At 64.2% G+C, this 11,534-nt stretch carries 10 protein-coding genes; 6 read left to right on the forward strand and 4 right to left on the reverse strand.

Annotated features, from left to right (window positions below):
• The 3 genes from VJ604_RS11765 to VJ604_RS11775 all read left to right on the forward strand — a co-directional run.
• Positions 1–1,159, forward strand: a 1,159-nt coding sequence (locus VJ604_RS11765; protein ID WP_324082690.1) for a hypothetical protein, incomplete at its 5' end; no start/stop codon positions are given.
• Between the two features lie 6 nt (positions 1,160–1,165).
• Positions 1,166–2,251: an aminotransferase class I/II-fold pyridoxal phosphate-dependent enzyme gene (locus tag VJ604_RS11770; protein ID WP_324082692.1), complete on the forward strand. Its 1,086-nt coding sequence runs from the start codon at positions 1,166–1,168 to the stop codon at positions 2,249–2,251.
• Positions 2,251–3,069, forward strand: a complete 819-nt coding sequence (locus VJ604_RS11775; RefSeq protein ID WP_324082694.1) for an amidohydrolase family protein — start codon at positions 2,251–2,253, stop codon at positions 3,067–3,069. Before VJ604_RS11770 ends, VJ604_RS11775 begins: the two co-directional genes overlap by 1 nt.
• A gap of 76 nt (positions 3,070–3,145) precedes the next feature.
• Here VJ604_RS11775 and VJ604_RS11780 read toward each other — a convergent pair whose 3' ends face one another.
• Together VJ604_RS11780 and VJ604_RS11785 are read right to left on the reverse strand one after the other, a co-directional pair.
• Complete coding sequence (locus VJ604_RS11780) at positions 3,146–4,573, reverse strand: sigma 54-interacting transcriptional regulator (protein WP_324082696.1); 1,428 nt, start codon at positions 4,571–4,573, stop codon at positions 3,146–3,148.
• A 360-nt stretch (positions 4,574–4,933) separates the two neighbouring features.
• On the reverse strand, positions 4,934–5,821 hold the full coding sequence (locus VJ604_RS11785; protein WP_324082698.1) for an ATP-binding protein: 888 nt from the start codon (positions 5,819–5,821) through the stop codon (positions 4,934–4,936).
• A gap of 309 nt (positions 5,822–6,130) precedes the next feature.
• Between VJ604_RS11785 and VJ604_RS11790 the strand changes: the two genes are divergently transcribed.
• Positions 6,131–6,580, forward strand: a complete 450-nt coding sequence (locus VJ604_RS11790; protein WP_324082700.1) for a ferritin-like domain-containing protein — start codon at positions 6,131–6,133, stop codon at positions 6,578–6,580.
• A gap of 245 nt (positions 6,581–6,825) precedes the next feature.
• Here the strand turns inward: VJ604_RS11790 and VJ604_RS11795 are convergent, their stop codons facing one another.
• A complete protein-coding gene (locus tag VJ604_RS11795; protein WP_324082701.1) occupies positions 6,826–7,686 on the reverse strand; it encodes a TraB/GumN family protein in 861 nt (286 codons plus the stop codon).
• Between the two features lie 353 nt (positions 7,687–8,039).
• Between VJ604_RS11795 and VJ604_RS11800 the strand changes: the two genes are divergently transcribed.
• Positions 8,040–8,402 carry a DUF2750 domain-containing protein gene (locus tag VJ604_RS11800; RefSeq protein WP_324082704.1) on the forward strand — a complete coding sequence of 121 codons (363 nt, stop codon included), beginning with the start codon at positions 8,040–8,042 and terminating at the stop codon, positions 8,400–8,402.
• 113 nt (positions 8,403–8,515) lie between these two features.
• Here VJ604_RS11800 and VJ604_RS11805 read toward each other — a convergent pair whose 3' ends face one another.
• Positions 8,516–10,696, reverse strand: coding sequence for an aldehyde ferredoxin oxidoreductase C-terminal domain-containing protein (locus VJ604_RS11805; RefSeq protein WP_324082706.1), 2,181 nt, complete (start codon positions 10,694–10,696; stop codon positions 8,516–8,518).
• A gap of 460 nt (positions 10,697–11,156) precedes the next feature.
• Between VJ604_RS11805 and VJ604_RS11810 the strand changes: the two genes are divergently transcribed.
• The coding region (locus tag VJ604_RS11810; protein ID WP_324082707.1) for a 4Fe-4S binding protein at positions 11,157–11,534 on the forward strand (378 nt) is incomplete at its 3' end.

Here is an 11,534-nt window from a genome sequence, read left to right on the forward strand (position 1 = left end):
CACCGAGGTCTTCCTCCTCCTGGAAAGCGGTGTCGCGCTGAAGGAGAAAAACAAGGTCTTCGTCCCCAGTAACACCGATTTCCTTAATGACTCTGAAGACCTGGAGCGGTTCAACGGCAATGTCCTTGCCGGTAGCATACAGGCGAAACTGACCAGATATCTGCAGGGTAGCGATGGCAAGCTCCCCTACTTCGACCGAATCCTGAACGCGCTGATCGGTCTGGACCCGGGGCGCCGCAAGGAAAGGCTCCCCTACTGCGACGGCATCCTGCAGTACCGCTTCTCCAGCCCCAGCCTCGTGGAGCTGATCTGGTCCTACTGGCACGAGGAGGGGATGCTGGTGCAGACCATGAACGCCATCGCCATGCGCTTCCAGAACCGGCGCGGCCCGGCCGCCCGCGACCCGCTGGCGGAGCTGGCCATCGATCCGCTACGCCCGCTCAACAACCTACTCTGGGGCTACATCCAGAACGAGCAGCACCGCCTCTCGGTCCCGCGCCGCGCCTACGAGTACGACTCCCAGTACGGGATCTCGATCTTCGGCAAGGCGGTGCCCAAGCTCCGCTCCGCTGACAGCCGCTCCAAGTTCCTGGAGGCGTTCCACGTCCTCCTCAACAAGGCCACCCAGTTCTACCGGGACGATTCCGACACCACGGTGGTCGCCGATGCCTTCCCGCTGCTCAAGGCGATCCGCGAGGTCCACCTCATCCTGGCCGAGGGGGCCCACAACCAGTTCGGCGATCTCCCCTGGACCGCCCGGGTGGAGATGATGATCGAGCAGTGGCTCCTGGCCCGCCCGGAGATGGGCGACTTCATGAGAGGACGCGCCATGGTCCCCTACCGCGAAGACTGGATGGGACGGGTCGACGCCATGAAGAAGCTGCAGGGGTGGAGCGACACCACCATCACCCACTTCCAGGAGATGGCGACCTACGGCGAGCAGGTGGTCCTCTCGATCCGCTACGGCGACTGGATCGTGGTCAACAACGAGGACCAGGCCAAGAACTGGGCGCGCTACTGGAAGCCGGAGATCCAGGCCTACATCCATGCCTACCGAGCCGCCACCGGGGTCGACCTCACCCTGGAACCGGTGGACAGCAGGCCGCCCAGCTACCACCTGCGGCGCCTGGAGCAGAAGAAACTTGCCAGCCAGTGGTGAGCCGCCGTGGCTTACCTCGACTTCACCTCGGCGCTCTACCTCGGCTTGCGCCACCCGCACCAACGGCTTTCCCCTTGGGACGCACTGACCTTGGGGAAGCCGGCGGCGCTGGAAGAACCGGCGGCGAACGGCGCGGTCGCGCAGCAGCTGGCCCGCCTGCAGGGGGGCCAGCGGGGGCTTCTGGCCCCCTCGACCCTGCACCTCTTCTTCGACCTGTGCGGCATGCTGGCCCGGGATCGGGTGGCCATCTACCACGATGCCGGCATCTATCCCATCGCCCGCTGGGGTATCGAGCGTGCCGCAGCGCTCGGTGCCCCCGTGCGGTCGTTTCCACATCACGATGGTGACGCCCTGCGGCGCGCCTTGCTTACCGGTAATAAGCGACTTCGCCCTATCGTCATAAGTGACGGTGCCTGCCCCGGGTGCGGCTCCGTCGCTCCCGTTCCGGAGTATCTCGCCCTGGTCCGGGAGCGGGGCGGCCTGCTGGTGTTGGACGATACCCAGGCCCTGGGCATCCTCGGGCATTCTCCGCAGGTTGACGAGCCCTACGGCAGGGGAGGGGGCGGCACCCTGCGCTGGAGCGGGACGGGCGGCCCGGATCTCCTGGTTATCGCTTCCCTTGCCAAGGGGTTTGGGGTGCCGGTGGCGGTCTTGACCGGCAGCCTGGAGATGGTGGCGTGGTTCGAGGCGCGAAGCGAGACGCGGGTCCACTGCAGCCCCCCTTCTGCCGCACTGGTGCGTGCCGCGCAGGACGCGCTCCGGATAAACGCGGGGAAGGGGGACTTCCTGCGCCGGCGGCTGGCGAACCTGGTGAGACGCTTCCGGACGCTCCTCGCACAGAACGGGTTCTCCGTCTCCGGTGAACTCTTCCCGGTGCAGACCCTGCGAGGCGTCCCGGGAGCCGACTGTATGGCGCTGCACGAAGGCCTGCTCCGTCTGGGGGTGAAGGCGGTCTTGCACCGCCCGCGAGCGGGGACGGGAGCTCTGCTCAGTTTCCTGGTCTCCGCCCTGCACTCTCCCCGCGAGTTAGAAACCGCGGTTTCCGTGCTGGCTGAGGTCTCAGGAAACGGTGCAGGGTTGGAGGGATTCTGATGATCATCGACTGTCACTGCCACGCCGGCAAGGGGGACGGACTGACCGGTCCCTGGGACACCGCTGCCCCCTTGGACCGCTATCTGCGCAGGGCCGCTCGGGCCGGGATCGCCCGGACGGTGATCTTCCCCGCCTTCAACTCGGACTACGCCGCGGCCAACCGCGATATCGGGAGAATGGTGGCTGCCAATCCCGGCCGCTTCATCGGTTTCGCCTGTCTCCATCCGGAGAACGACCGGGGGCGAGCGGCGCGACTGCTGCAGGAGTCGGTCCAGCAGTACGGCTGCCGCGGCATCAAGGTGCATCGCCACGACGGGCGCCTCACCCGCGAGATCTGCGAGGCAGCCGGCGCCTTCGGTGTCCCCATCCTTTACGATGTCATGGGAGAGGTGTCCGTGGTGGAGCTTTTAGCGCGGGAGTTTCCTGCCCAGACCTTCATCATCCCGCACCTCGGTAGCTTCGCGGACGACTGGCGGGCCCAGCTCGCCCTGATCGACCATCTGGTGCGCCACCCCAGCGTCTATGCCGATACCTCCGGCGTGCGCAGGTTCGATCTCCTGCAGGAAGCGGTCAGGCGCGCAGGAGCGGCTAAGATCCTGTTCGGCACCGACGGGCCGTGGCTCCATCCGGGGGTGGAGCTGGCGAAGATCCGGCTGCTGGGACTGCCGCCGGAGCAGGAGCGGCTGGTGTTGGGCGGCAATCTGCTGCGTCTTGTCGGGAAGGGACAGCAGGGAGCTGTGGCGGCCAGCGCAGCCGCGGCCAGCGCGCCAGCGCCTGCCTCCTACCGCGATCCATGGGCAGGCGACGAGCAAGGGTAGATGGGTTGCCGCGTGGAAGATGAACCAAGTGCGGAGCCGGCAGGTAAAGATGCCGGTGTGCCGGGGGGGCGAGTTGCTACGCCGACGGTGGTGAGCTTTCTGCCATGGTGCCGCTTCCGTTCTGCCTTCCTGCCCGTCGCAGCTGAAGCGCCCGGTCCGTTACCCCCAGTCGCTTGGCCGCCCGCTGCAGGTTGCCGGCCTCGGCTCCGACCGCAATGCGCACCGCAGTGTCCTCCGCACTCCGACCGATCTCCTTGAGCCCGACTCCGAAAACGAGCGCATTGCGGATGGCCTCCTCGAAGTGCGGATCGCACCAGTTGAAGCTGGTGAAGCCGCAACGGGGGCGCTCCTCATCCGGTATGTCTCCCACGGTGACCGGCCCGCTGCCGACATGGCGCGCCATGATCCTCACCATCAGCTGGCGCAGGTCCCGCACGTTGCCCGGGTAGCGGCGCTGCAACAGGAATTCGGCAACCGGCGGGTCCAGTTCCGGAGACGCCCCGTCGGGGGCCAGGTCGGCCATGAAGTGGCGGGCCAGCGGCAGGATGTCCTCCAGCCGCTCCCGAAGCGGGGGCAGCCTGAAGCTCCACCCCGCTATGCGGTAATACAGGTCGCTGCGAAATTTGCCGCAGCCGACCTCCTCCACCAGGCTCCGGTTGGTGGCGGAGACCAGCCTGAACTCGGTCTTCAGCCAGCTGTTGCCCCCCACCCGCTTGTAGATCTTCTCCTGCACCACGCGTAACAGCTGCGCCTGCAACTCGAGCGGCAGCTCCCCGACCTCATCCAGGAAGAGCGTGCCGCCATCGGCCATGGCGAAGGCGCCCTCGCGTGCCTGGAAGGCACCGGTGAAAGCCCCCTTTTCGTGCCCGAAGAACTCGCTGCCCGCCAAGGACGGGACCACCGTGGTGCAGTCGAGCACCACGAGGTCGCGCTTGCGCGGGCGGCAGTCCAGGCTGTGGATGAGACGCGCCATCAGCTCCTTCCCGGTGCCGCTCTCGCCGGTGAGGTAGATCGGGGCATCGGTGACGTGGGCCACCTCCACCACCTGCCGCAGCACATCACGCCAGGCGGGACTCTGCCCCACCAGGTTCCTGGTGACCAGGGACGACTCCAGCACGCGGTTCACCGTCTGCCAGCGCTCCAGGCGCAGGGCAAGGTCCTGAGTAAAGCGGGTGGAATCATCCCAGGTCAGCACGTCCGAAGCCCCCGCTTCCATCAGGCTCCAGATCCCGCTGTTGGTCGGCTGCTGGCCGAGCGCCACCGCCAGAACCCGCTCCCGTCCCGATTCGCTCAGTTCCTGCGTGCACTGACAAAGCGCAGGGGTGACCTCGTCAAAAAAGAGCAGTCCCGGTCCCCGCCCGCTATCGGACAACGGATAGGTGGTGACCCCTGCCGCCGACAGGGCGGCACAGACTGTGCTCTGCCAGGAGTTAGTTCCCCGGAGGTGGAAATTGTGCCAGACCCGACAACTCATTGCGTACCCGATGTGCTTCCTGCTGACCATAGACGTGAGTCGTCCTCTGTGCCGCACAAAAAGTATCGAGGGCGAAGCTGATAAGCATGGTGGTCTGATGAGATGGGGCGGCCCCTGCTTGGTACATCGTGGAAAGTGAAAAGTTTTACTTCGGCTGCCTCGAAAGTCAAGGCGGGAGGCGAGGGACAGAAAACCCTTTCAGGGGGGGGCGTCCACCTGTAAAGAGGGAATAAGCCTGTGTTGAGGGGAGCTTATACCTCCGTGCACTCGGCGGCATGGTCATTTTTCTACTTTTAGGCAGCTAACTGCCTGGTGGGGGAGCAGGGGCTCCCCTGAAACGAGCGCTTCAGGGGAGCCTGTCTGTAGTGGGGAAGCTGGTTAGGCAGTCTCTCAGCTCTGGGCGAGCAGGTAGCGGCCGACCCAGTGCTTGGAGAACTGGTAGGCGGTGCGGCCGCAGCGCTTGCTCTTGTCGTGCGACCACTGGATGGCATCCAGCTCCAGGTCCTTGTCGAACGGGATGTTCACCCCCCGCTTGGCAGCCTCCCGCTCCACGCAGAGACGGACGGCGTCCAGGTAGCGGTCCTGGCTGAAGACGTGGAAGGCGACCCAGAGGCCGAAACGGTCGGAGAGGGAAACCTTCTCCTCCATCGCCTCGCTCTGCTGCAGCTCGCCGTTCACGAACTTGCCGCCGATCTTGTCGGACTCGTACTCGGGCAGCAGGTGGCGGCGGTTGGAGGTCACGTAGATGAGGACGTTGTCGGGGGCGGAGTAGACGGAGCCGTCCAGCGCGCTCTTCAGCATCTTGTAGCTCAGCTCCCCTACCTCGAAGGTGAGGTCGTCGCACAGCAGGATGAAGCGGTACGGCTCGTTCTCCACGGCGCTGAAGATCTCCGAGAGGTAGATCAGGTCCTCCTTCTCGACCTGGATGACCCTAAGCCCCTGCGCTGCGTATTTGTTGAGGAGCGCCTTGACCAGCGACGACTTTCCGGTGCCGCGGGAGCCCCAGAGGAGGGCGTTGTTGGCGGGGAGCCCCTTCAGGAACTGCTTGGTGTTGCTTTCCATGATCTCGCGCTGCTTCTCCACGCCCAGAAGTTCTTCCAGGCGGGTGTTGTCGGTCACCTTGACCGGCTCGAGATAGCCGGAGAAGGAGTGGCGGCGCCAGTTGGCGGCATGGCAGGTGGCCCAGTCCACCGGCTTGATGGCCCTGGGGAGCAGCATTTCAACGGAACCCAGCACGCGCTCAAGCTGGGCGACAACTTCGGGTTTCAAATTGATCATCGTTTCTCTCTCGTGAAATTTGGTTTTGCCTGCGAACATCGGGGAGGCGACGCCCAAAGGGAATATTGGCCCCTTCAACAATAGCCAACCCCAATGAATAGCATTCAACATATTGAAAATACGGGGGAAAGCGAAAGATCGTGTATACGTCATACGGCTGTCGATGTCAATAGAATTGCGTGTCGGCGAAGATCACGGCGCAAGGATATGCCACCACCGGCGGCCTTGCGAGGGTAAGATCAGATAGTTTACAATCGAAAGAGGAGGGAGCATCGACCGATGTGGCTATTTCCGGTGAAGGGGGAGCCCATGGACAACAACGAGATGATCGATCGGTTGAACGACCTGATACAGCTGGATGTGGATGCGGTGGAAGCCTATAACCAGGTCCTCAAGCATCTGGAGTACGAGGACCTCTGCAGGAGGCTGGCGCGCTACCAGGATGATCACAAGAACCACATCGAGAACCTGTCAGCGGCCATCGTGGACCTGGGGGGCACTCCTGCCGAGCGCAAGCCTGACTTCAAGGGGTACCTGATGGAACTCTTCACCTTCCTGATGAGCGCCTCCGGCTCGATCGGGGCCGTGGAGGTGATGAAGGCGAACGAGATCCTGACCAACAGGAAATACGCCAAGGCGGCAGCCCTGCAGTGGCCCGACGAGATCAAGACGGTCATCCTCAACAACTACTCCCAGGAACAGCGTCACCTGAGGTTCATCGAGGAGATCCTCTCCATCCCGCGCCACGAGCTGAGATGACCAGCGCGCCGAGATGACGGCCGGGGGCACTTCGGGGCCCGCGGCTATCTTTTCGCCCTTTTTGTGGCTAACTCTTCTCATGTCCGGATCCGGTCCGCCACCACTACGGGCTGTACCCCTATCCCAACTACCCTCTCCTTGCCTCCGTGCGCCGCTGTGATACCTACCACCTCAACCTGGCCGCCCTCTGGTCCCGTTTCAACGGGGAGTTGCCGCCACCGTCCGCCAGCGGCATCCTGATCGCCCTACAGCTTCTCTACCCGGTACCCCTTTTTCTTGAGCGCCTCGAGGATGCCGTCCGGGCCTACCAGGTGGGCGGCCCCCACCAGCACCAGCCTGGTCTGGCGAGAGGCGTGGTAGCCCAGAATCGCCGGCAGCCACTTCCTGTTCCGGTCGACTACCAGCTTCTGGTATTCCTTGGGATCCTCTGTCCTGAGTTGGGAGACCAGCAGCTCGTTCAGCTTCACGGTATCGCCGGTCCGCCAGGCACCGGCGAGTTCGGCGAACCTCTCCTTGAGGGTGCCCAGATCCCTGATGGCGTAGCTGACGAATTCGTCCTCGTTGCCGTCGGCTATGGTGACCAGCGCCTCCAGTTGCTCATCGGCGCTTTCCAGCGCCTCGACCTTCTTCCCCTCCTTCTTGGCGAGCTCGTAGAAGAAGTAGTCGACCCCCTTCTGGTCGACCCCCAGCTTCATCAGCTCGAGAAAGGTGAGCGACACCATGGCGACCGAGACCTTGAACTGCCTCAGGGCGGCCAGCGGGATGTTGTTCGCCTGGCAGTAGGCGGCAAGCTGGGCGTAGGTGTCGGGCGAGAGGTGCTTGTCGATGGTGCTGCCGTCGGGGTAGATCGATCTCGCCAGCGCCTTTTTCTGCATGGCCGGGTCCTGGAGCTCGCCGGGGTCGGCCTCGAAGACCACCACCTGGGAGGCGCCGTAGGCCTTGGCGAACTCGGGGGGAAGGGGAAAGTCGCTTTGGCGGAGCACGTGGCAGGTCCCCCCCAGGTAGATCACTGCGTTCCCTTTCTGGGCTTTCCAGACCGAACTCTCGGCAAAGGCCCAGTTGCAGGCAAAGAGAACAAGGATCACCGCCGCTATGGTCCGTTTCATCGCGCTACCCTCCCGAAGCGCTCCGGCGCAGCTCCCGCCCCAGTATGCGAGCAGAACAGGGCCGGCTGCCGCAGCTTAAGGGGCGCGCCGCCATGACGGAGGCCCCTGACCGTTAAGACCCCAACTGTGCCACGCGTCCCGCCTTCGGTCAAGTTACTTTCCCTTTGCGCTCCCCAGCCGGCTCACTCGCGCCCGCGCAGCTCGCCGCGCTTTGTGGGCCACCGTGGCCGCTCCCTCGGCACCTCGTCACCCGCCTTGGGATCCTCAGCAATAAGACCTTTTTGATCTTTTAATGGACTCCTGTATAATCGAGGACGAGGGCGCGTTTCTATCGCCTCAGGGAGGTGAAGACGATGACCGTCGAATTTATCGGTGAAAAGATCTTTCTGCAGGAAGTAGAAGCCGATGGGAAGGTCTGGGTAGCAAGGGGGGAACATCAGAATATCTACGCCCTGGAGCTGGATGAGAGCGGCTATTCGCTGCCAGTCTGGTCAGACAGGGAGCGGGTCGTTGAATACCTTCACAACGCCCGGTTGGTACTGGCGAAGTTCGAGCCGTACCCGGTGCCGCTGGACCTCTTCACCCAAGCCTGGCTGTCGAACCAGATGATGGAGATATCCGAGCTGCTGGTCAACATGGATGGCGTCCACGACAGGACCTTGGTGCTTACCATTGAAGAGTTCGTAGCCTCGCAGGATCCGAAAAAAGTACACTGACCCGCCGCTCCGGGGAGGCTGCGCCTGAGTGCGCTGCAGCCGCCGGTGGCGAGGAAAGCCGTTTCCAATAGCCGAGGCAGGGGGAATTCCCCCTGCCTTTTTTGCGTTCACCTTCAGGCAAGTGCCGTCAGCCGCTCCCGGGTCTCGCTGGTCAGGTGCTCCCAGAGCCCGAGCTGCTTGAGCGACTCCACGGTGGGAATCCCCTGCTCGGTCCAGCCCCTCTGCTGGTAGTAGACCCCGATCAGCTTGCGCAGCTCCTTTTTGCGCAGCTCCATCAAAAGCGGCCGCTTCTGGGCGGTCGGCAGGGGCGCCACCGCGGCGCTCTCCTCTCCCAAAAGGCGGGCAAGCTCGGCGTCGTTGTACTCTTGCTCCGTCTCGTAGAGGGTGTCCTCGGTCGGTCCGATGGCGCGGTCCGGGATCCAGTCCTGGTCGACGGTGCCGGCGCCGTAGCGCATCACGTTCATCACCCGCTGCAGGTTGATGTCGCGGTCGGTCTGCTCGAAGATCTCCTCCCAGCCGAGCTCGGTCCCCAAGACGCCGTTGTAGAAGTCGGCGTAGATCTCCTGGGAGGCGGGGTTGATGAAGACGTCGCCCGCTGCCCGGTTGGCCGATGCCGGGTTGAAGACGTCCACCCAGGGGAGCTTGCAGACCCCCAGGTTGTCGTTCCCCAGCCGCACCCGCGGGTAGGTCATCAGCGCCCGCGCTTTCTCCTCGAAGGTGGGGAAGGCACCGAGAAGGTCGGCCTTGATCAGCCAGGCGGCCGCGTGGTGGGCGCCGATGTCGCTGGCGGCCGCGTAGGAGCCCTGCATGGAGAGCGAGCGGTGGGTGCGGTAGAAGGAGAAGGGGAGCCCCTTGGTGTGCATGGCGAAGATGGCGAGCTCAGCCCGCACATCGACGCCGGAGCGCTCCCGGTGGCGGTTTGCCACCCAGGTCTCAAGCTCGATCATCCCTTTGCCCGCTTGCCGCGCCAGCTCGCTCTCGCCGTGCGCCAGCCGGTGCAGGAAGGTAAGTGCCGCCTCTTCGTTCCCCCAGCAAAGCTTAAGCCCGTCAGCGTCGGCCGGGGTGAGGAAGCCGCGCTGGAAGCACTCCATGATGAAGGCCATGATGGTGGCGGTGGAGATGGTGTCGATGCCGTAGTTGTCGCAGTGCCAGTTGGCCTCCATGACGAACTCGGGGTTCCAGATGCCGAGGTTGGAGCCGAAGCCGGCGGCCGTCTCGTACTCGGGTCCGTCCACCCAGACCCGCTCGCCGGCGTGGCTCCCGGAGCTAAGGGTGACCCACCCCCCCTTGTTGCACTGCAGGTTGCAGCCGGGGAAGCAGCCGTCCATGCCGCGGTGCTCGAAGAGGTGCTTGGCGTAGTGGTTGCCGCAGATCTGGGGAGCCCGGGGATCGGACCCTTTCTGGTAGTTGTGGACCGGCAGCGACTGGTACTCGTCCTTGCTCATGAAGGTGATCAGCCCCACGCTCCCCTTGCGGTGCATCTGCAGCTGCTTCGGGTCGACCTCCTTGACCACCTGGTGCAGCCTCCTGCCCGCCGAGCAGACCTTCTCCCAGTCGGCGGCGCCGTAGGGGTTCTCGCCGTGCGGGTAGTCGGCCAGCACCACGATGGCCAGCAGGTTCTTGTCCCGCATGACCGAGCCGATGCCGGTCCGTCCGGCCTGCTTGGAGCGCCAGACCCCCTTGCCGCCGTCTTTGGCAGGCTTGGTGACGTCGAAGTAGTGGCTGTTGATGCAGCCGTAGCTGGTGTTGGCGGCCCCCACCCCGGTGGACATGAAGGCGATGTTGCGCCGCGCGTAGCCGGCCGCCACGAATCGCGCCTCGATCTCCTCCTGCAGGTGGAAGGCCTCGTCGTCGGCCGCCACCTCCTCCACCACGATCTCGCCGGTGAAGCCGTTGATGACGATCAGGGTGGGGCTTGCGGCCTTGCCGGTGACCTGCAGGGCGTCGAAACCGGCGTATTTCAGGAAGGCGCCGAAGTAGCCGCCGAAGTTGGAGACCCCGGGGACGCCGGTGGTGGGGGAGAGGGCGACCGCCATCGCCTTGGCGGTGCCGGGGAACTGCGGGATGCCGCCCAAGGGACCGTTGGCCAGGATGAGCGGGTTCTCCGGGTCGCCCGGACTGGTTGCGGGGGTGGTCAAGCGGTGCAGGAGGTAGAGGCCCAAGCTGCGGCCGCCGATGAAGTAGTCTCGGACCTCGGGGGAAAGCTCCGGCAGGGCGATCATGCCCCCGGCGAGGTCGATGGTGAGCATCCGATTGGCATAGCCGCGCTGCAACTGTCTCTTCTCGTAGTTCATGGGTCGATCCCTTCCTCTGTACGGTGGCCACCTAGCCCGTATTGCATGGAAAACAGGCCCCGCCATCATAATTATTATGTATACAAGGTCAACCTTTTTTCCCGCGATCGAGCGCAATCCTCCCGTTTAACCGGGGATGCCCCGCGCCGACCGACGGGTAGAGGCGCGCTGAAAGCGGCTTTGCGGTCCCAGCTGTCGAAATGAAGAGGGAATTTTTTCCGAAGATTTAGTCACTTGCAGCGGTATGACCCGGGCGGTATAATGATGCTAGAGATAAGAGTTGCGGAGGATCATCGGATCCTCCTTTCCCCTAGTCGACTTGCCCTCCTAGTCGCTAGGGTTTTTTTTTGTGGGTACTGCCTCCGCCGTTGTGCCAAAACTTGCACACTTTTCCCCGATAGGTTACAATCACCCCGATTACTCCCCCCACCCGACCCATTACCGTACCCCGCGAGGTTCCATGTACCCCATCGTCACCCTGACCGAGCAATGCCGGAAGTGCTACTCCTGCGTGAGGAGCTGCCCGGTGAAGGCCATCAAGGTCGAGAGAAGCTACACCGAGATCATCCCCGAGCGCTGCATCGGCTGCGGCAACTGCCTGAGCACCTGCCCCCAGCACGCCAAGGTGATCGCCGACAACGTGGGGGTGACCGAGCGGCTGTTCGAGTCGGGGGTGCCGGTGGTGGCCGTGCTCGGCTGCTCCTTCCCCGCCTTCTTCCACTACGCAAGCCCGGGCCAGCTGGCCGCCGGGCTGAAGAAGCTCGGCTTCGCCGAGGTGCACGAGGGGGCAAGCGGCGTGGAGCTGATCGCCGAGGAGTATCGGCACGCGGTGAGCTCG

Origin of the sequence: Geomonas sp. (assembly GCF_035254065.1) — a bacterium.
Lineage (GTDB): Bacteria > Desulfobacterota > Desulfuromonadia > Geobacterales > Geobacteraceae > Geomonas.